Below are 20182 nucleotides of genomic sequence, written 5' to 3'. Positions count from 1 at the left end.
GGCGGTCTACGTCCCCGCCCGTCCGCCCGCGGGCACCGGCCGCAGGCGGACGGGCAGGCTCGTGTGCCCGTTGCTGATCAAGGTCGGGAGCGGTCGCAGCTCCTCGGCGGGCACCGCGAGTCGGACGTCGGGGAAGCGGGTGAACAACTGCCGTAGGGCGGCGGCGACTTCGAGGCGGGCGAGCGGGGCACCGAGGCAGAAGTGGACGCCGTGCCCGAACGCCAGGTGGTCCTTGGTGGTCCGGGTGGCGTCGAAGCGGTCGGCGTCCGCGCCGTGCCGGTCCGGGTGGCGGTTGGCGGCGGCGTAGGAGGCGAGGATCGCTTCCCCGGCCCGGATCGTCCTCCCGTCGGGCAGCGGGATGTCCTGGACCGCGAAGCGCATGGGCAGGTGCTTGATGGCGGACTCGTGGCGCAGGGTCTCCTCGACCACGTCGTCCCAGCCGCACCGGCCGCTGTCGACGTGGGCCGGCTGCGCCGGGTCGGTCAGCAGGGACGTGACGGCGTGGTCGATGACGTTGACGGTCGTCTCGTAGCCGGCGCTGATCATCAGCACCAGGGTGCCGCGCAGTTCGGCGTCCGTCAGACAACCGCCGTCGCCCTCCTCGTCGCGGGTGGCGATCAGCAGCGAGGTCATGTCGTCGCCGGGCGAGGCGCGTTTCTCCGCGATCAACTCGTCGAACAGTCCGTAGAGGGCGGCCGTGTTCGCGGTGGCCTCCTCGGCGGAGAGGGTGGTGGCGAACACCCGGTCCACCACGGTACGGAGCCCGCTCGACCGGGCGGCGGAGAGCCCCATCATCCGGCCGATGACCGCGATCGGCAGCGGGTAGGCCAACCGCTCGCGCAGGTCCACCACTTCGCCGGCCGGGAGCGCCGCCAGCTCGTCGAGGATGCCGGCGACCAGGGTCTCCACGACGGGCGTCAGGGCGGCGATACGGCGGGCCGAGAAGGCCGGTGCGATCAGCCGGCGCAGCCGCCGGTGATCGCCGCCGTAGGCGGTGAACATGTTGTCGACGGCCACCCAGAGGGCGAGTGGCCAGGTGGGGACCGTGACGGCGAAGGCCGGCCAGTGCGCTCGCGCGTCCTTGGAGACGGAGGCACGGGTCAGGAGCTGCTTCAGGAGGTCGGGATCGGAGACGGACCACGCGGTCACCCCGAGGATGTCCACGGGGGTGGCCGCGCCGCGGGCGTACAGCGCCCGGTGCTCGGCATGGTGGTCGGAACCGGTGGGGTCGAGGACGAGAGGCTGCTCTTCGGTCACGGCCAGTACTCCTTCGAGGAGAGCCGGGAAGGGCGACGGGAAGGGCGGGGCGGGTACGGAGGACGTGGCGGGTAGGGAGGGACCGGCGACGGGCGCGCCGCCGTGCCGTGGCGGTCGTCGTGGGTCCCGTCGTCGCCGTCTCGCTTGCCCCGGCGGGCCGGGCCAGGGGCGATCCGTCCGCCGGGGCAGGGGCTGGGGACGGTGTCTTCGCTGTTGTGGGCATGGACCCGAGGTCGGCGGGACGGCAGGGGCGGTGAGGGCGGTGAGGGCGGTGGGGGCGGTGAGGGCGGTGGGGGCGGTGGGGACGGGGCGGGCGCCGGGGGACGGCGAGGGCGGCGCGATGCGGTCGCCCCGCGCCGCCGGAGCCCGCAGCCGCCCCCGGCCGGGCCCGAGCGCCCGGCCCGGCGGCGGTCCGGGCCGGCGGACCGCGGCCGTGAGAGGTGAGCGGCGAGCGGTCACGGTCTTCTCCCGCACAGGTCTGGGGGCCGGGTTCGTGTCCGGCTGGGCCACAGGTCTCGTGTCCGGCTGCGCCACAGGTCTGGCGACCGGGTTCGCGTCCGGCTGCGCCACGGGTCTCGCGTCCGGCTTCGCGATCGGCTGTGCCACGGGTCTGGGGACCGGCCTCGCGATCGGCTGCTCCACTGGCCCTGTGACCGGCGTCGCCACGGCCCCGGTGACCGGCCTGGTGACCGGCTTCGAACGCCCGAACACGCGACCGGGGCCGGACGGCGCGACCGAGGACGGACGGCGCGACCGGAGTCGGACGACGTGACCGGGGCCGGACGGTGCGACCGGAGTCAAACGGCGCGACCGAGGCCGGACGAACGGCCCGCGTACATCCCCCCCGGGGCCGACCCCGCACGCCGACCGGCCCGGTTGGGTTCGTCGGCCGTGAGCCGGTTCAGGAGTGCCATGTCCGAACGCCTCCGTGGCAAGGTGTCGCGCACCGCGTGCCGCAGGGGAAGCGAAGCCCGGCTCTCCCCCCCCCGGCGGCCGGCCGTGCGAGCAGGGTAGACCTCGCATATCGGGTCAAGAAGCCCCGGCCGAGGAAGATACGCCGGAAGGCCCCCTCGGCATCCGTTACCGCGAGTACGGCCCCCACGCCGTCGTCGTGAGCGGCGTGGCGGGAGCTTCTCCCCGGGGCGGCCGATGCTCCCCGGGCGTCAGCCCGCGCGCCCGGGGAGCATCGCCAGGGCCCGGGAGCGCTGGGCGACGAGGTCGTCGTACGTGCCGTCGCGCTCGGCCCAGCGGTGCATCAGGACGCCCCGCACGAGGATCTCGTCGGGGGTGGGGTCGGCGGAGAGGAGTTCCATGACCTCGGTGGCGAAGGCGTCCAGCGGCAGCGCGTGCGGGTTCACCTTCTCCTGGCCCGCCGTGGCGACGGCCGGGGGGACGAGTTCCACGACGCCGACACCGGTGCCGTCGAGCTGTGCGCGCAGCGCCTCCGAGTAGGCGTGCACCGCGGCCTTCGAGGCGGCGTAGCTGGGCATGGGCGGGAAGGGCAGGAAGGCGATGCCCGAGGTGACGGTGACGAAGGTGCCCGCGCCCCGCCCGACCAGATGCGGGGTGAAGGCGTCGATCACCCGGATGGTGCCGAGCAGGTTGGTGTCGATCGTGGTCCGCGCCGCCTCGAAGTGCCCGGGATCGCGCAGGTCCTCCATGAGCATGACGCCCGACATGGTCACCACCGTGTCCAGCCCGGGGTACCGGGCGAGCACGGCGTCCCGGGCGGCGGCGACGGAGGAACCGTCGGTGACGTCGACCTCGAACGTGCCGAAGCCCTCCCCGGCCAGTTCCCCGAGCGCCTCGGGGCTGCGGCCGGCGACGGCCACGGTGCTGCCCGCCGCGGCGAAGCGCCGGGCCAGCTCCCGTCCGATGCCGGAGGTGCCGCCGACGACGAGAACGGTGCGCTGGGAGAGATCCATGAGATCGTCCTTTCCTCTCCGGAACGGTTCATCGAAAACCAAAACCGTTCATCCCAAAACGGTGCTCCCTCAGTCTTGGCGGCGGCCGCCGGCCGTGGCAGGGCCCCCGTTCTCCCTGGTCCTGCCAGGACCCCCGCTGGGGCGGGCGCACCGCATTACGGTGGCGGTATGAAGGACGAGGAATCCGGCAACCGGCTCGGCGCCTATCTGCGCGCCCGGCGTGAGCTGGTCTCCCCGGCGCAGGCCGGACTCCCGCCCGGCGGCAACCGGCGGGTACCCGGGCTGCGCCGCGAGGAGGTCGCCCTGCTCGCCGGAATCAGCCCCGACTACTACCTGCGCCTGGAGCGCGGCCGCGACAAGAACCCCTCACCGCAGGTCCTCGAATCGCTCGCCCGCGTCCTGCGGCTCGACGACATCGAGCGGACGTATCTGCTCGGCCTCGCCGCGGCACGCCCGCGCGCGCCGCGCCGCAAGCGCCCCGAGCATGTACCGGCGCGCGTGCACCAGCTGCTCGCCCACCTCCAGATCCCCGCGTTCGTGGAGGGCCGCGCGTTCGACGTCCTGGCCTCCAACCCCATGGCCCTCGCGCTCTCCCCGCGCCTGCGGCCCGGCCAGAACCGGCTGCGCTCCCTCCTCCTCGACCCCGAGGAACGGGCCTTCCACGAGGACTGGACGAAGGCCACCGCCGACTTCGTCGCCGCCCTGCGCACCACCGTCGGGGACGACACCGACGACCCCCGGTTCGTCGAGCTCGTCGGCGAACTCGCCCTCTCCAGCCAGCGGTTCCGCACCCTGTGGGCCCGGCACGACGTCCGGAGCCTGGACGGCGGTACGACCACCGTCCACCACCCCGTCGTCGGTGAACTGCGCCTGCACCGGGACAAGCTCCCCGTGGACGACGTCATCCTCGTCGTCTACTACCCCGACAAGGACAGCGACAGCGACGAGAAACTGCGGCTGCTCGCCGCGCTGACGGGGTAGGGGACGGGCGTGAGGGGACCGGGGGAAGAGGGGCTGGACGCGGCGCGCGTCGCCGAGGTGCTGGTGGCGGGGACGCCGGGGCGGCGGGGGTCCGGGTACCGGGTCGGGGACGGGCATGTGCTGACGGCCGCCCATGTCGTCGCGGGGGCGGCATCCGTACGGGTACGGTTCGACGCCGACCGCCCGGGGGAGTGGAGCGCCCCCGCACGGGTCGTCCTCTCGGCCGGGGTCGCCGATGTCGCGCTGCTGGAGATCGAGGACGTACCGGCGGACCGTACCGGCGTCGGCCCGCCGCGCTACGCCGCCGTACCGGACGCGGACGTGGTGCTGCCGTTCAGCGCGATGGGCTTTCCGCGGTTCAAGCTCCGCGAGAGCGGGGGCGAGGGCGAGCGCGGGGGCACGCCCGGCCGCTACCGGGACTCCTGCCATGTCACCGGCACCGTCTCGGTCCTGTCCAACCTCCGCGAGGGCACCCTGGAACTGGCGGTCGCCGCCCCGCCCGCCGACCCCGAGCCGCACCGCTCGCCCTGGGAGGGCATGTCGGGCGCGCTCGTGTGGTGCGGCGGCGCGGTGATCGGCGTGGTGAGCGCCCACCACCGGGCCGACGGACTGGGCCGGCTCGCGGCGGGGCGGGTGGAGCGGTGGTACGCGTCGCTGTCCGCCGCCGAGGCGGAGCGCATGCGGCGATCCGCGGGTCTGCCGCCCCGCACCGCGCTCGGCCTCGCCGACGGCGTCGAGGGCCGCCGTCCGGCCGTCGGCCTCGCGGAGCTGCCGTCCGATCTTCCGCTGCGCGAACTCGCCGAGCTGGTGGACGCGTTGACCGCCGTACCGGCACTGCGCGGCGGCAACGGCCTGGGACTCGTGCTGGACAGCATCAGCGACCGGGTGGCGGCCAACAGCCCCCGTGATCCCCGGCTGCGGATGGACGTCTACGGCATCGTGCGCACCTGTCTGCGCTATCCGGGCACCCTCGATCAACTCCTGGAAGCGGTAAGACTGTTGGAGGGGCCCTCGCCCGAAGTGGACCGGATGGACGGCGCGGCGGCCCGGCTGGCCCGGTTTCGCGGCTGACTCGATCTCGCGGCGCCGAAAGGCCGCAGGGTTGCGGGGGCGTGCGGTGCTGGGTCATGCTGGTCGAGGCACTGACAGTGCATAACTGGTAGATACGGGAGGGGACTTGGCAGCCTTGGAGCATCCGATGCCTGCCGTCGAGTCCGGTCTCGTCGATCTCTCGGGAATCTCCCTCGAAGCACTGCGCTCCATGGACGACCGGACGTTCACCGAGTCCCTGGAGCAGCTGCTGCACCACATCGACGGTCCGCAGGCCATCACGCTGTCATACAGCCCGTCCCGCTTCGACTGAGCGAGAAGGTGATCAGCAGGGTGCGGTGGGGGACACGTGGCCGTTGACGCCACGACGACGGGGGACCATCTGCCGTATCACCGGCTCTCGGCGGCCGGTCTGCGGGCACTCGCGTCCGGCGAGGGCGACGGCGCGGTCATCACGGAACTGCTGCGCGCGGAACGCAGCCGCAGACTCCTGCTGCTGCGGGCGCTGCGCAACGGAGCCTCCGAGAGCGGCACGGGACCGGACGACACCGGACCGGACGGCACGGATGCCTTCGCGCAAGGCTGGGACCTGCTGGAACGCGCCCAGCGGCACGCTCCCGAGGTGTGCGAGGACCTGCTGATGTCCCCGAACACCGGCATGTGGGTCTCCCTCGCGGTGCGCCGGCTCAGGGGCCGGGTCTACGAGGACGCGCCGCACTGGGTGGTCATGGGCCATTTCGCCGCCCTCGCGGCCGCCGCCGCGGCCCGCGCCGGGCTGGACTTCGACATCACCGTGCCCGTGCGCCGCGGCCTGGTGCCGCTGCCCACGCTGGGCTGCGCGGTCCTGCCGGACCCCGGACCATGGGGCACCGCCCGGGTCACGGGACGCGCCGGCCGGCTGCGCGTCACCGGTGCGAGCGGTGCCGTGGAGGTTCCCGCCGACCCCGGCCGGCGCGCGCCGGACTGGATACCGGTGCGCCGGACGACGCTGGGGTCCGGGAGCCGGGCGAAGCCCCTGGTGCTGGAGGAACTCGACCCCTACCGCACGTTCCCCCACCCGAGCGAGCCCAGCCTGCTGCCCCCGGCGGAGACGGCGTACTGGGAGGCATCGCTCGCCGGGGCATGGGACGTGCTGCTCCGCGACGATCCGCAGAGCACCGAGGCGATGCGCCGGGGCCTGATGTCGGTGGCGCCGACCCCCATGAGAGAAAGGTTTCGGCCGCATAGCAGCACGGCCGGCGACGCCTTCGGCGGGGTCACCGCGTCCCGTCCGGACGATGTCGCCCAGCTCGCCGCGACCCTCGTACACGAGTTCCAGCACACCAAGCTCGGCGGCCTGATGCACCTGGAGCCGCTGACCGAGCCGCCGGCGGATCCGGAGACACCCGAACCCCTGCTCTACGCCCCCTGGCGCGACGACCCCCGCCCGCTCGGCGGACTGCTCCAGGGCATCTACGCCTTCTTCGGCGTGACCCGCTTCTGGCGCGCCCACCGGCACACCACCGACCCGGCCTACGCCCCCCTCGCCCACTTCGAGTTCGCCCTCTGGCGCACCCAGGTGTGGGCCACGCTGAACGCGGTGGGCGGACACGAACGGCTCACCCCGGTCGGCCGGTACGTGGTCGAGCGCCTCACCGAGCGCTGCGCCGCGTGGATGACCGAGGAGGTTCCCGCGACGCCGCTGCGCCTGGCCGAGGAGGCCGCGGCCGACCACCACGCCCGCTGGCGCGCCCATCATCTGCGCCCACCGGCGAAGGCCGTCGAGGAAGCCGTTCGCGCCTGGCGACAGGGCTCCGGCGAAGCGCCGCCGGCACTCGCGGAGGAACCCCTGCTGGTCCCCGACGCCGGGGTCCGCTTCTCGGACAGCACGGCGGTCCTGGCCCGCTACCACCTCAGCGACCCCGGCGGAGACTGGCGGCGCCCCGGCGGCGTCGGCGGCGCCGACCCGGCCGAGATACGGCTGCTCCACGGTGAGTACGCCGAAGCCCGCGCGTCGTTCACCGAACGGCTGTCGGCCGAGGAGGCACCGGTGTCCGCCTGGCCCGGCCTCGGCCGCGCCCTCGCGGCCGATCCCGGCCGACGGGCCGCCGCCGACCTCCTCCGCCACCACCCGGAGCGCGCCCGCGCCGTACAGGACGCGTTGCGGGCGACGACCGGCCGCCGTGCCGACCCGGTGCGCCTCGCGGCCTGGCTGGGGGCCTGACCCAGGGCGGGAAACCCTCCTGGGACAGGGCTTGTCGGGGCCCGCCGGGCGGCGCGGCCCCGACGCACGTCACAACGGCAGCGGATCGATGTCGCAGTTGGCCCGCTCCCGCTCCCTGAACTGCACGGTCGCCGGGTGCCGGGTCCCCGACTCCGTCTGGAGGCGCGGGGCGTCCAGGACGCGCTCCATACGGGTCAGGGTGTCCTCGCGCAGCGCCGCGCACTCGGCCTGGGCACCGGTCGCGCGCAGGTCGAGGGACAGGTTGGCGGCACAGGCGAGCGTGGTCGGGTGGTCCTCGCCGAAGGACTCCCGGCACAGGGCCAGCGCCTCCTCGCCGCGCCGCCGCGCCTCCTCGTGCCGGCCCACGGCGGCCAGATCGCTGGCCAGGTTGATGGCGCAGACGAGCGGCAGGGGGTGCCCCGCGCCGAGCCGGTCGGTCAGCGAGGCGAGCGCCGCCTCGTCCAGCCGCCGTGCCTCCTCGGGTCCGCCGAGCAGGCGCAGGGTGACGGCGAGGTCGATGTCCGCGGACAGGACGTGCGGGTGGTGCGGGTCGTAGATCTGCCGGTACCCCTCGCACGCCTTCACCCCGCGCGTCCGCGCCGCCTGGAGATCGCCGTTCTGCCGCAGCGCGATCGACAGGGCCAGCGCGGAGGCCAGCGACTGCGGATGGGTCTCGCCGTAGCGGCGGGTGAACTGGCCGTGTGCCTCGGTGGCCAGCTCCAGCGAACGCGCGTGGTCGCCCGCCTTGCGGTACGCCTCACTGAGCTGGCGCTTGGCCTCGACCGTGGTGGGGTTGTCGCGGCCGAACACGTCCTGACAGGCGCTGAGCACGGACTCCTGGAGGGCACGCGCCCCGATGTAGTCCCCCGTCTCGCGGGTGTCGATGGCGACGTGGTTCTCGGAGTGCAGGGTCCGCCGGTCCTCGCGGCCGTACAAGCGCATCTTCAGGCTCAGGGTCCGCACGTCGAGTTCGAGCGCCCCCTTGAAGTCACCCACCAGACGCAGGCTCACGCAGAGGTTGTGCGCGACGTTGAGCGTCGTGGGGTCGTCCTCGCCGAAGGCCCGGTGCGCCCGGTCGTACGCGATCCGGTCCAGCTCGGCGCCGGTGGCGAACCTGCCCTCCACGCGCCGTACGGCGGCCTCCAGCTGGAGTGCGTCCAGCGCGTCCTCGCGATGGTCCTCGCCGTCCGCCGGGGCGGTGCGCTCGTAGACCTCCCTCAGGTGGCTGACCAGCCGGGCCGAGTCGTCGAACCGGCCCACCACCCAGTACATGAAGCAGAGCCACTGCCCCATCAGGAGGGTCTGCTGGTCCTCCTCGCCGAAGATGTCCAGCCAGGACTTCCACGCCTGCTCGGAGAAGTCGAGCGACACGTCGTGGTCACCCCACCAGTACAGGTACTGGGCGATGTTGCGCACCAACTGCCGTACCCAGGGCTGGTCGGACTTGATCGCGCCCGCGGCGATGACATGGCTGTACAGCTCCGCGTACCGGGGCCAACTCGTCGGCTCCATCGGCGCCTTGGGGTCCGCCGCGGCCAGCAGTGTGTGCGCGCCGTGCCGCATCCGCGCCTGTTCCTCGGGCGACATGCGGTTGTTGAGGACCAGTTGCACCAGGCGGTGCATCTCGATGGAGTTCGTACGGTGGTCGATCCGCGCCAGCGAGTACCGGTTGACCTCTCTTATGGCGCGGGCGAGCCGCATCGGGTCGTTCAGGGCGGCGTCCAGCTCGGGGAAGATGCTGCTGTTGCCGAGGCCGGAGAAGATCGAGCGGGAGATCGGGTCGGGCGCGAAGTACGAGCACAGCTGGAGCAGCCGCAGGGCGGCGGGGCTGCGGGTCTCCAGGTGGTCGAGGGAGACGTTCCAGGCGGCGGCGACGGGCAGCTGGTAGTCCGGCGGCGGGGCCACCTCCAGCAGTTCCATGCGCTTGTTCTCGAACAGCCGCAGGTACTCGGACGCCGGCATCCCGGTCTCGGCCCGCCAGGCGGCGGCCTGTTCGAGGGCCAGCGGTAGATCGCCCAGCGCCTCGGCCAGCGCGTCGGCCTCCTCCTCGCGCAGCGGCGGGCCCGAGCGGCGCAGCAGCTCCTTGCTCTCCTCGCGGGTGAACACGTCCACCTCGAGGGAGCCGCCCACCTGCCCCCAGCGGCGGTTGCGGGAGGTGACGAGGATGGTGCCGTGGCCGCCCTGCGGGAAGTAGTGGCGCACCTGTTCGGGGTTGTCCGCGTTGTCGAAGATGAGCAGCCAGCGCGAGTACGGCCGGCCCTCCCGCAGCGCCTCCCGCACCGCCGGACCCGCGATATTGGCCTCGGTGGTGGTCACCAGACCCAGCCGCTGGGCCAGTTCCACCAGCGCCTGGCCGATCTGACCGGGCCGCTCGGAGGGAATCCACCACACGATGTCGAACTCGGACTGGTGCCGGTAGGCGTACTCGATGGCGAGCTGGGTCTTGCCGACGCCGCCCATCCCGTGGATCGCCTCCGGCAGCACCGTGGTGGTGCCCTCCCGCAGCCGCTGGTCGAGCAGCTCCAGCAGTTCGTCGCGCCCGGTGAAGTTGGGGTTGCGCGGCGGCAGGTTCCCCCAGACGCGCGGCTGCGCGGTGCGCTCTTCCTCCGCGGTTTCCTGAGGCGGTGTCGGCATCGATGAGGCTCCTTCGGAAACGGTCCGGGATTCCGGCCCGGCGGCGGGCCCGTCCGCGTCGAAGGCCGAGGCGGGCGGCGCGGATCCCGTGGATGTGCGGCGCGTCTTCTCCAGGGTGAACTTCTCCAGGCTGACCGCGTAGCGCCGATCGTGCCAGCTCAGCACCTTGGCCAGCATCGCGGCGCGCTGGTCGTACCGCCCCGACAGGGCGCGCAGCGCGGTCAGCTCCACCCGGAGGAAGACGATGTTGCGGCTGTCGACGCCGGGCATCGCCAGCGTGTCCAGCGGTTCGTCGGGAGCGGGCAGCGGGGAACGGGTCGCCTCGTCCCCGGCCAATAACCCCCGGACGTCGTAGAGCACCCGCGCGGTCGCGCTGCGGCGGCCCAGCGCCAGCAGTTCCTCGCGGACATCGGGCGCGAAGTCGAAGACCACGTCCGTCGGGCCGTCACCGCGCGCCGGTACGGGCCGTACCAGACCGCTCATCAGCAGCTCGGAGACGTGCACCGGGCCCGCGTCCGGGGTGGCGGCGACCAGGGCCCGGACGACGGGCAGGCTCAGCGGCGCGGCGGCCAGCCGGGTCGCCAGGGTGAACGCCGTGGGGCTGGCCGCGGCCCGGAAATCGGAGACGCGTTCGGCGGCGGGCACCGGACTGTGCGGGTCGGGCACGTCCTGTGCCCAGGGCAGCGCCCGCGCCGCGTCGGGCCTGCTCTTCCACTCCCGCGCCTGTACGGCGGCCAGATCCAGCCACGCGGGTCCGGCGCCGGACACCAGCCGGAGCAGCACGCCCGCCCATCGCTCGGACAGCGCCAGCACCGGTACGACGACGGGCGCGGCCGCCTCCGCCTCCGCGTCCGGCGCCCCGGCGTCCCCCGGCTCGCCGGGAGCCTCGCGCTCGGCCCAGCTCCAGGCGCTGTTGGCCGCCCAGGGGCGCGGGGAGCGGATGCGCACCCGGTACACGTCGAGCCCGGTGCGGAACCAAAGGTGCGGGGGGAGCAGATGGGTCACGGCGACCGGCTGCGCGCGCCCCCATGCGCGCAGCAGCGGATGCACGGTGCCCAGGCGCCAGCCGGTGGCGATGCCGTCGGTCAGTACCAGGACCACCCGGCGGGCGCCCGCGTCCGGCGCGCCCAGCGGCTCCTCGGGGCGCACCTGCGCCGGGTCCGTCTCGTCCGTGCCCAGCAGCCGTACCACCCGCACCCGGGTGAACCGCCCGGACCGCTCCAGCTCTCCGACCAGATCGCCCTGGACGGCGCCGTCCCACACCCGCATCGTGGGATGCGCGTCGACGACGAGCACCGCCTCCACGGGATGCGGCCCGTCCGGCCGGCCGAGCCGGCTCAGGGTCCGGGCGGCCTCCCGGCGGGCCCGCGCGGCCTTGGCCGGCCGCTGTTCGTCGTCATCGTGCATGGGTGCTCTCAAGGCGCCGTAGTGACGGTGAGAGTGCGGTGGAGTCCCGCAGACTCCAGGCATGCGTGACATCCACGCACCCAGCCTCGCAGCGTGGGCACCCCCGAAGCAAGGACGCACGGAAGCACGCGGACGGTGTACGCCGCAGCATGGCGGAAGCAGGGCGGCGGACCGGCGACGGACACGGGCCGGTGGAATCACGCCGGTGCACGGCGGGCACCCCCGCTCACCACGCGCGGACGGTCGGCGGACACCCGGACCCGGCCGGCCGCCTCACGGCCGCACCGGCACATGCGCGGGCCCCGGCGGCTCGGGCTTGCGCTCCGGATCGTCGAGCAGGATCGCCAGATGGCGCCCCACATGGTTGTCCCAGCCCTCCGGCCCCATGGCCAGTGCCTCCTTGCGCCAGCGTCCGGTCCGCTCCAGCAGCCCGGCCAGCCCCCGGTCCTGCACGATCTCGGCCACCGCCTCCTTGAAGGCGGGGTCCGAGCAGTCCCCGCGGTGCCAGATCATGGCCGGAACTCCCGCCCGCAGCCCGGCCAGATACTCCTGGCGGCTGGCCGCGGAGTCCGTGCCGGGCGGTTCGCTGAGGACCAGGCAGACGGCCTGCTCGTCCTCCTTCAGCTCCCGCTCCAGGTGGAAGTGCGAGTGGCCGGGGCGGTTCCAGTACGAGTGCGTCTCCGCCGGACGCTCCTTGAACTGGCGCCACTTGTTGTGCCAGGGCCGGTGCCACGCGGCCTTGCGCAGGCGTTCGAAACTGCGGATCAGGACCGTGTAGTCCATGATCAGGGGAGTGGGCGAGGCGGAGTCCGCCTCCTTGTGCCACCACTCGACCGGTTCCCCCAACAGCTCCCACGGAAGAATGAATTCGAGTACGACGGGTTGCCGCAGGTCCGACCAGCGTTCCTCGGTCTGCTCGATGAGCGTGTCCACCTCGGCCGGCAGGTCGTCGCGGTGCAGATGCAGTGTCTCGCCCGGGACCGGGTGCCAGCTCTCCGCGTCCGACTGGCGCCAGTGGGACAGGTAGTACCGGTCGGGGTCGACGCCGTCCGGCTCGAACTGGATCATCAGATAAGCGGGCATCAGCGAGGCCGGCTGATCGGTGAGGCTGTCGTGCTGCCACTCGGCCATCTGGTCCTCGAAGCCCCAGGCGCGGGCCTGTCCGCGGTTCCAGCGGCGCAGCCGTTCGGCGGCCTCCCGCAGCCCGTCCTCGACCAGCTGGTCCGCGGCCAGCGACAGGAAGGCCATGCTCACGGGCAGTTCCCGCGCCGCCGAGTTGCCGCCGGCCAGGCGTAAGAACACCGCCCAGCCGGTGTCGCACCAGGCGGGCAGCTCCTGGGTGCGGGAGCGGCTGGCCCGGCGCGCCATCGCCGCGAGCGCGGCCGAGGAGCGCAGCTCCATCAGGTCCGGGCGCAGCGGGTGCAGATCGGCGCCGTCGAAGAAGTCGACCGCCTCCCACTCGTCCACCAGGCGGCGCAGCGCCAGCACGGTGACGGACTGCTCCTCCACATAGCCGAGGCAGCGCACCAGGCAGGGCAGCCCGTCCGGGATCCGCGCGCACACCTCCACGAGCTGGAGCAGATACGGGCGCAGCGTCCTGTTCTGCAACGGCTCGACGGGCGCGCCCAGTTCCTGGCTCAGCATGGTCACCAGCAGATCGGCACTGGCCGGGTGGCGCAGGGTGGCCGATTCCTGGAGCACGTCGACGACCTTGGCCGCCAATTCGTTGCGAACCCGCGCGGGGTTCCGCCCTTCCACCCCCGTGACCTCCGATCGTCACCTGCCGCCGGTGCTCTCCCACTGACGGTGCCGACCAGCGTACGGCCACCCGTCCCGCCACGTCAGGGTGTCGGGACGGCGCAACGGCCGCATGGCCCCGGCGCGTTCCGTCAGCGTTCCCCCTCTTCTTCCTCCCCCGAGATCAGCACCTTCACGTGCGTGCCGTCCGGTGCGACGAGTTTCGGGTGCAGGGCGATGCGGATCCGCTGAGTGCGCGAGGACTCCGACTGCCCCTCGGCACCGGCCTCCACCACCCAGAACCGCACCTTGCCGCCCGCCCCGCCCTTGCGGCTCACCACGACATCCGCCTCGACCTCGACGGTCCCGAGCTCGAACCGCACGACCCCGGACGGACCTTCGCTCAGGGCGGAGTTCAGCTCCTGGCCCAACTCCCTGATCATTTCCGCCAGTTCGATCACATGGCGATCCTATCGGGACGGGCGGCCCCATGGAGGGTGAAAGGCCGTCAGGTTGTTCGTTCCGCTCTCCCCTCACGCGATCGCACGAAGTAGTACGACTATGTCGCCGCCCGGCGCCACGGGGACCAGCGAACGCGGCATATACCGGCCGAATGATTGACAAGCCATAACTCACCTGTTTTTTCCCGCGTTTACCTCCGTGCGGGCGAGTGCCCGCGTTCCAGTCTGGAAGGCAGGGAACCGATGAAACGGGTCACCCGAAACGGTGTGATCGCCCTCGCGGCCGCCTCGGGCGCGATCGCTGTGGCGGGGCCGGTGTACGCCGACTCCACGGCGGCCGGCGCCGCGGCCGGCTCGCCGGGGCTGATCTCCGGCAACGGGATCCAGCTCCCCGTCCACGTTCCGGTGAACGTGTGCGGGGACACGGTCAACGTGGTGGGGCTCCTCAACCCCGCCATGGGCAACAGCTGCGCCAACACGGGCGGCGGCAGCGCCACCAGGGGCGGCTCCGCCAACGGGGGCGGGGCCACGGCCGCCTCGGCGGAGAAGGGCTCGCCGGGCGCGGTGTCCGGCAACGGCATCCAGCTGCCGATCGATCTGCCGGTGAACATCAGCGGCGACAGCGTCAACGTGGTGGGGCTCCTCAACCCCGTCTTCGGCAACCACTCCGAGAACACGTCGAGCACCCACGCCACGCGGCCGGTGACGCCTCCGCGGGTCACCCCGCCGAGGCACACCGCGCCCCCGGCCCGTCCGCAGCCGCACGTACCGCCGGCGCGCACGGCCCCGGAGCCGCCCGCGGCCGCGCACCGGGCGACGGGCACGCTCGCCCACACCGGCGCCGACGGCACCCTCACGGCCGCCTTCGCGGGCGCCGCCTCGCTGGCCGGCGGAGCGGCCCTGTACCGGCGCTTCCGCGCGGGCGCCACGCGCTGATCCGCACCGCCCCGCACAGCGGGAAGGCCCCGTGGGACTCGTCCCACGGGGCCTTCCCGGCAGCGCTGGAGCCGACGGTTCAGACGGCGGCCTCGCCGTCCCGCCGCGAGAGCGCCAGGAACGCCACGAACGCGACGATCGCCACGGTCCACGACAGCGTGACCGGGCCGAGGCCCCAGCCGAGCCCGCCCCGCCCGGAGGGATCGGCCATCCAGTCCGCGAGGGACGCGCCGAGTGGGCGCGTGATGACGTACGCCGCCCAGAACGCGCTCACCGCGCCGAGGACGCCGCCGCGCTGGGCGAGCGCCGGGACCGCGATGGCCACCGCGAACAGGACGGCCGAGCCCAGGTACCCGAGGCCGATGCCCGCGGTGAGGTCGCCCGCCGCGGTGCCCAGGGCGAAGGTGGCGAGCACGGCCGCCCAGCAGAAGCCCTCACGGCGGCGGGTGCGCACGGTGTCGATCGACAGGGTGCGCTCACGGACGTACCAGAGCGCGAAGACGGCCGCGAGGGCGAGCAGGAAGAGCGGGGCGGACAGGGTGTACGGCACGCCGAGGCCCACATGGAGCACGTCCGCGGCCATGGTGCCGAACACGCTGACCATGACGACGGCCGTCCAGTAGATCCACGCCACGTACCGGCGGACCGTGAACTGGAGCACGAGCGCGGCGACGAACGCGAGCCCGCCGAGGCCGACGGCGGGGATCGGGCCCAGCACCTTGGCGAGGAGGTCGGAGGCGGTCTCGCCCATGCCGGTGGTGAGGACCTTGACGATCCAGAAGCAGACGGTCACCTCCGGCACCTTGCTCGCGCTCGCGCGCCGGCGCGCCCGTACGGGGCTCTCGGGCCGGTGGCCGAGGACGTGCTCGGTGCTCATGCCCCGCACCCTGGCACGCGCGAGAGGCCCGCTCCCAGCCCCCTTCGCCATAGTTTTTGCCGCTTCTCGTACAGCCGTTGCCCGGGCCTTACCGGATGCCTGGGCAATCGGTGACGAACGGCAAAATACCTGGTCAGCGGGGTGGGGCGGCCGTGGTGGTCAGTCGTCGGCCGGGGGCGTGCCGAAGGTGGTGCCCGTGAAGTCGCGTCCCTGGATCACCGGGGCCGAGAACGTGCCGCCCGAGATGGAGTTGTGGACGTCCCCGCCGGTCAGGGAGACCCGCCGGGCCGCCTCGTCCCAGCGCCGCAGCCGCTCCTCGAACTCCGCGTCGGCGGCGGCCCGGCGGGACAGTACGACGCTCAGCGCCCGCGCCGCCGCCGCGTCGCCCGGCTCCCGGGCCAGCCGCGCGAGCTCCGCCTCCCCCGATCCCTCCGGCGCGGATCCCTCCGGCGCGACTCCGTCCGGCGTCATCGCGTCGCCGCGCCGGAACGGGCGTCGTACCAACTCCCCGAGCCCGGCCCACGCCTGGCGGCCCAGCTCCCCGCCGGCCCCTCCCGCAAGAGCCGTCAGCAGCCCCATCGACACCGGATCCACGCGCGACACCCCCGTCCCGTTCGTCTGGCCCCTCCACTGTGCGGGGTGGCCGCGCCGCCTTCAAGAGCGCCATACCCCCACCGAGGCGGCCGAGGTGGCCGGGAATGAACGGCCGCCGCATACGGCATGCCGTCTCAGGGGTAGAGCCCGGTGACAGGTGAATATGACAACAGGCGGGGGAGAAACGGATGGGAGCGACAGGAGACGGCGGTCGGGACGGCGGAGTCGGCAACAGCATCGCGAGCGGAACCTTCTCGGGACCGGTGGTCCAGGCCCGCGACGTCCACGTCCATATGCCGCCGCGGGAGTCCTTGCCGGTCCCACGGCAACTCTTGCCGGTACCCCATCACTTCACCGACAGAGCCGATGAACTCGGCGCCCTCGACGACCTGCTGGCCAGCGAGGACGACACACAGGCCGGGCCGCCGCTGATCGTGGTCAACGGGCCGGCCGGGATCGGCAAGACGGCACTGGTCTCCCGCTGGCTGCGCACCCATGAAGCGGCCTTCCCCGACGGCCAGTTGTACGCCGACCTGTACGGCCACGCCGCGGAGGGCCCCGCCGACCCGGCCGAGGTGCTGGGGCAGTTCCTGCGGTCCCTCGGGGTCGCCGCCCCGCCCGCCGGACTCGCCGAACAAGCCTCGCTGTGGCGGTCGGTGACGGCGGGGCTGCGGGTCGCCGTCATGCTGGACAGCGCTTTCACCGCGGCCCAGATCCGGCCGTTGCTGCCCGGGGGCTCCGGCACTCTCGTGGTCGTCACCAGCCGGCGGCGGCTGACCGGGCTGCGCCTGGACGGGGCCGCGTTCTTCCGACTGGCCGCGCTCGACCCCGCCGCGGGGCTCGAACTGCTCACCCGGGGCGTCGGCGAGGAGCGCGTCGCCGGTGAACGCACCGCCGTGGAACAGGTCGTGGAACTGTGCGCCGGGGTTCCCCTCGCGGTGTGCCTGGCGGCGGCCCGGCTCGCCGCGCGCCCCCGGCAGCCCATCGCCGCCCTGGCGGACTCCCTCGCCCCGGACGCCGACCGGCTGGCCGCACTGGAAGTAGAAGGAGAGATCACGGTGAGCAAGGCCCTGGACGCGTCCTACGCGGTGCTGGACCCGCGGGCCGCCCGTCTCTACCGCATGCTGGGCACGCTCCCGGTGCCCACCTTCGACCTCCGCACGGCGGCGGCCGGCTGCGCCGAGAGCGACCAGTGGGCGGAACGCCGGCTCGACGAGCTGATCGAGGCCAACCTGGTCGAGGACATCGGCCCCGACACCTTCCGCTTCCACGATCTCGTCCGGGTCCACGCCCGCTCCTGCGCCGAGACCCACGACGGCGAGGACGACCGGGCCGAGGCGCTGAGACGCGTCGCCGACTGGTACCTGCACACGACCACCGCCGCCGAACAGCTCATCACCCCGGCCCAGTTCACCCTCCCGCGAACCTACGCCCACCCGTCCCCGCTGCCCCCGCCGTTCGAGGCGGAGAAGGGCGCGCTGGACTGGCTCGACGCCCACCGCCACCACCTCATGGCCCTGCTGCGCACCGCCGCCGGGCGGGGCTGGCACGCCACCGCCTGGCAACTGGTCGACGCCATGTGGCCGTTGTTCCTCCGGCTGCGCTACTACGACCTGTGGGCCGAGGCCCACACCATCGGCCTGGCGGCCGCGCGCGCCGACGGCCACGCCGAGGCCGAACGCCAGATGCTCAACTCCGGCGCCATCGGCCTCTCCGCCGCGGGGCGCGTCGAGGAGGCCGCCGACTGGTACACCCGGTCCCTGGAGGCCGCCCGCGCCGCGGGTGACGTCCGCGACGAGGGGCAGGCCCGGCTCGGGCTCGGCAGCTGCCGCATGGCCGCCGGCCGGCTGGACGAGGCGGTGCGCCAGCTGGACCTCGCCGTGCGGGTCTGGGAGGAGTGCGGCTATCGCCGGGGCGTCGCGCTCGCCGGGATCCTGCTCGGCGAGACCGCCCTGCGCCAGGGCGACCCGGTCACGGCGGTCCCGCTCTTCGAGGAGGCCCGGCGCATCCTGATCGAGGTGGCCGACCCGCACGACGCGACCAGGGCCCTGGCCTTCCTCGGCCGCGCCCATGCCCAGGGCGGCGCACACGCCCTGGGCACGGGTGAGCTGACCGAGGCACTGGAGGCGTTCCGGGCCTCGGGCGCCCTGCACTGGCAGGCCCGCACCCTGGAGATGCTCGGGCACGGCGCCCGGGAGGCGGGCGCCGGCCCGGAGGCGGCCGGATACTTCGCCGAGGCGCGCTCCCTCTACGAGGTCACCAGCCCCGCCGACGCGCGCCGCCTGGAGTGAGCACACGCCCCCGCCGCCGTACGACCGCCCGCGGCGCCCTGCCGCAGGGGCCGTACGTACGCCAGCTCGGCGAGCGGGCGGCCCTCGACCAGCCACGCGTGCAGACAGGAGGCGAGCAGCGGCTGGTCGGGACCGACCGCCGCCGCCACGACCAGCGGCCCGCCGCCCCGCCCGCGGCCGGCCGGGCCCGCCAGGGCCAGCCAGCCGCCCTGGGCCAGGGGCACCGCGGCGAGCGCGCACGACGGATGGCGCGCCGCCAGCTGGGTCAGCCAGCGCGCCGCCGAGGCCGAAGGACGCGGCCGTGTCCCGTACAGCACATCGGCACAGGCCAGCCGGCGGTTCTCGGGGGCCGCCTCCGCGTTCACGGCACAGTGCTCGTCACCCTCCGGCAACGCCCCTGTCCCGGCCCGGACGTGACCGGCCTCGGCGATCACCTCCGCACTCGATCCCGCCGTTCCCATGCGCACCCGCAGCACCGCGCCCGCCCAGGGCGCGGCCCCGGACGCCTCCCCGCCCGGGGAGTGCAGCCGTACGACGACCAGGCCGCTCATGCCGGCACCTCCTGCCCCGCCGCCGGCCAGGCGCTCAGCGGCGGCGGCGCCGGGAGCTGGGCCGTGACCGGCAGATGGGCGGGCTGTCCGAGCCCGAGAGTCCGGTACAGCAGCCGCCGCATATTGCGGTGGAAGCGCCCCGGCTCGGAGGTGATGCGCGCGCTGATCGCCGCGTACTCCTCGCGCCGGTACTCCGCCGCCGCGTACTGGAACTGGTCGAGCAGCGGATGCACCGGCGACAGCGCGGGCGCCGTCAGGGCGAGCGTGGCGGCCGGGGAGGCGGGGTTGATGTCCTGCGCCGGCGAGGAGGCGAGCAGGATCGGCGCCGGGGTGAGCGTCCCGTACAGAGTGACCGAGCCGTGGTCGCCGATGATCCAGTCCGCGGCGATCAGCACACTGCGCCACTCCGCCTCCGGCGGCAGCAGCGAGATGCCCAGCCGGGCGCAGCGCTTCAGCCAGGACCTGACCTGCCAGGCGCCGTGCCCCGACCACACGTTCGGGTGGGCCAGGACGACACACCGGTACTCGTCGCCGGGCAGCTCGGCCAGCAGCCGGGGCAGCAGCGCCTCGAACCGGCCGAACGAGGACCGCGCGCCCCAGGTGGACGCGACGACCACCAGCTTCTGCCCGTCGCGCAGCCCGAGCGCCTCGCGGTAGCGCTCGCGCAGCGGCAGGCTGACGGACATCCGGTCGTACACCGGGTCCCCGACGACATGGGCGAGCGGCACCGCCTCCGGGCACTGGCGGGCCAGCTCCGCCAGGTCGGCGTGGTGCGGCATGACCAGCGCCGCGGGTAACTTGCCGCCGGGCGCGAGGTCCGTGCGGCGCAGCCCGGCCACCCCGGGCTCGGTGGCCGAGGGGACGAGCTTGAGATACGCGGCGCCGTGCGGCAGCGTGATCAGCGGCGCCGACAGCCGCTCGACGCCCTTCGGACCGGCCGCCACCGCCACGTCGAAGGGCAGCCGGACCGCCTCCTCCCACGGCAGCACCGCGCAGCCGAGCCGCTCCAGGTAGCGCGGCACCTCGTCGCCGAAGACGTGCGGCGGCGCCGTGAACGCCACCTGGACCCGGAAGTCGTCGTCGACCAGCGACAGGATGTCGACCAGTCGTTTCGCATAGGTGATCGTGTGTGCGACGGTGAGGACCGTCTTGCGGCCGACCAGCGTCCGCCACTCCCTGCCGGTGGCCGACGGATCCGCCTGTGAACCCAGTGCCGACACGATGTACCCCCGATGTCTCTCGCGAGTGCCCCTGCGGGGCCGTTGCTCAGGCTCTGCC

15 protein-coding genes are annotated in these 20182 nt (G+C 73.8%); 6 read left to right on the top strand and 9 right to left on the bottom strand.

What is annotated here, in order from left to right; translation table 11 throughout:
- Window positions 1-6: 6 nt before the first annotated feature.
- Both GHR20_RS05480 and GHR20_RS05475 read right to left on the bottom strand, forming a co-directional pair.
- Window positions 7-1257 (bottom strand): cytochrome P450, encoded by a 1251-nt coding sequence (locus tag GHR20_RS05480; RefSeq protein WP_148025390.1) that lies wholly within the window; start codon window positions 1255-1257, stop codon window positions 7-9.
- A gap of 1163 nt (window positions 1258-2420) precedes the next feature.
- Window positions 2421-3182 carry an SDR family NAD(P)-dependent oxidoreductase gene (locus GHR20_RS05475; RefSeq protein ID WP_153812441.1) on the bottom strand — a complete coding sequence of 254 codons (762 nt, stop codon included), beginning with the start codon at window positions 3180-3182 and terminating at the stop codon, window positions 2421-2423.
- A gap of 168 nt (window positions 3183-3350) precedes the next feature.
- Here GHR20_RS05475 and GHR20_RS05470 point away from each other — a divergent pair, with 168 nt between their 5' ends.
- The 4 genes from GHR20_RS05470 (at window position 3351) to GHR20_RS05455 (ending at window position 7416) form a co-directional block, all read left to right on the top strand.
- Entirely contained in the window at window positions 3351-4163 is an 813-nt protein-coding gene (locus GHR20_RS05470) for a helix-turn-helix transcriptional regulator (RefSeq protein ID WP_111584154.1), read from the top strand.
- A gap of 9 nt (window positions 4164-4172) precedes the next feature.
- On the top strand, window positions 4173-5234 hold the full coding sequence (locus GHR20_RS05465; protein WP_153812440.1) for a trypsin-like peptidase domain-containing protein: 1062 nt from the start codon (window positions 4173-4175) through the stop codon (window positions 5232-5234).
- A 127-nt stretch (window positions 5235-5361) separates the two neighbouring features.
- On the top strand, window positions 5362-5526 hold the full coding sequence (locus tag GHR20_RS05460; protein WP_153812439.1) for a hypothetical protein: 165 nt from the start codon (window positions 5362-5364) through the stop codon (window positions 5524-5526).
- A gap of 36 nt (window positions 5527-5562) precedes the next feature.
- The gene (locus tag GHR20_RS05455; RefSeq protein WP_153812438.1) at window positions 5563-7416 is read left to right on the top strand and encodes an HEXXH motif domain-containing protein; all 1854 of its coding nucleotides are present in this window, start codon (window positions 5563-5565) and stop codon (window positions 7414-7416) included.
- Window positions 7417-7485: 69 nt separating this feature from the next.
- On the opposite strand, the gene fxsT is transcribed toward GHR20_RS05455, so the two are convergent.
- From fxsT to GHR20_RS05440, 3 genes are all read right to left on the bottom strand, one after another.
- On the bottom strand, window positions 7486-11457 hold the full coding sequence (gene fxsT, locus GHR20_RS05450; RefSeq protein ID WP_153812437.1) for an FxSxx-COOH system tetratricopeptide repeat protein: 3972 nt from the start codon (window positions 11455-11457) through the stop codon (window positions 7486-7488).
- 273 nt (window positions 11458-11730) lie between these two features.
- Window positions 11731-13215 carry a hypothetical protein gene (locus GHR20_RS05445; RefSeq protein WP_146609794.1) on the bottom strand — a complete coding sequence of 495 codons (1485 nt, stop codon included), beginning with the start codon at window positions 13213-13215 and terminating at the stop codon, window positions 11731-11733.
- A 131-nt stretch (window positions 13216-13346) separates the two neighbouring features.
- Window positions 13347-13655 carry a trypco2 family protein gene (locus tag GHR20_RS05440; RefSeq protein ID WP_148025396.1) on the bottom strand — a complete coding sequence of 103 codons (309 nt, stop codon included), beginning with the start codon at window positions 13653-13655 and terminating at the stop codon, window positions 13347-13349.
- A gap of 243 nt (window positions 13656-13898) precedes the next feature.
- Here GHR20_RS05440 and GHR20_RS05435 point away from each other — a divergent pair, with 243 nt between their 5' ends.
- The gene (locus GHR20_RS05435; protein WP_241670758.1) at window positions 13899-14591 is read left to right on the top strand and encodes a chaplin; all 693 of its coding nucleotides are present in this window, start codon (window positions 13899-13901) and stop codon (window positions 14589-14591) included.
- Between the two features lie 79 nt (window positions 14592-14670).
- Here GHR20_RS05435 and GHR20_RS05430 read toward each other — a convergent pair whose 3' ends face one another.
- Window positions 14671-15468, bottom strand: coding sequence for a hypothetical protein (locus tag GHR20_RS05430; protein WP_153812436.1), 798 nt, complete (start codon window positions 15466-15468; stop codon window positions 14671-14673).
- Window positions 15469-15627: 159 nt separating this feature from the next.
- Complete coding sequence (locus GHR20_RS05425; RefSeq protein ID WP_194858814.1) at window positions 15628-16062, bottom strand: hypothetical protein; 435 nt, start codon at window positions 16060-16062, stop codon at window positions 15628-15630.
- A gap of 188 nt (window positions 16063-16250) precedes the next feature.
- On the opposite strand from GHR20_RS05425, the gene GHR20_RS05420 reads away from it, so the two are divergent.
- Window positions 16251-18353: a tetratricopeptide repeat protein gene (locus tag GHR20_RS05420; protein WP_153812435.1), complete on the top strand. Its 2103-nt coding sequence runs from the start codon at window positions 16251-16253 to the stop codon at window positions 18351-18353.
- On the opposite strand, the gene GHR20_RS05415 is transcribed toward GHR20_RS05420, so the two are convergent.
- The gene (locus tag GHR20_RS05415; RefSeq protein ID WP_153812434.1) at window positions 18311-18904 is read right to left on the bottom strand and encodes a hypothetical protein; all 594 of its coding nucleotides are present in this window, start codon (window positions 18902-18904) and stop codon (window positions 18311-18313) included. The two genes, GHR20_RS05420 and GHR20_RS05415, sit on opposite strands and share 43 nt — an antisense overlap.
- Window positions 18901-20124 carry a hypothetical protein gene (locus GHR20_RS05410; protein WP_187279187.1) on the bottom strand — a complete coding sequence of 408 codons (1224 nt, stop codon included), beginning with the start codon at window positions 20122-20124 and terminating at the stop codon, window positions 18901-18903. The genes GHR20_RS05415 and GHR20_RS05410 overlap by 4 nt, the downstream gene beginning before the upstream one ends.
- Window positions 20125-20182 lie beyond the last annotated feature (58 nt).

It is taken from the genome of Streptomyces sp. SUK 48, from assembly GCF_009650765.1.
Taxonomy (GTDB): Bacteria; Actinomycetota; Actinomycetes; order Streptomycetales; family Streptomycetaceae; genus Streptomyces.
The sequence above is the reverse complement of the archived record's forward strand: the minus strand, read 5'-3'. Positions and strand labels throughout refer to the sequence as shown.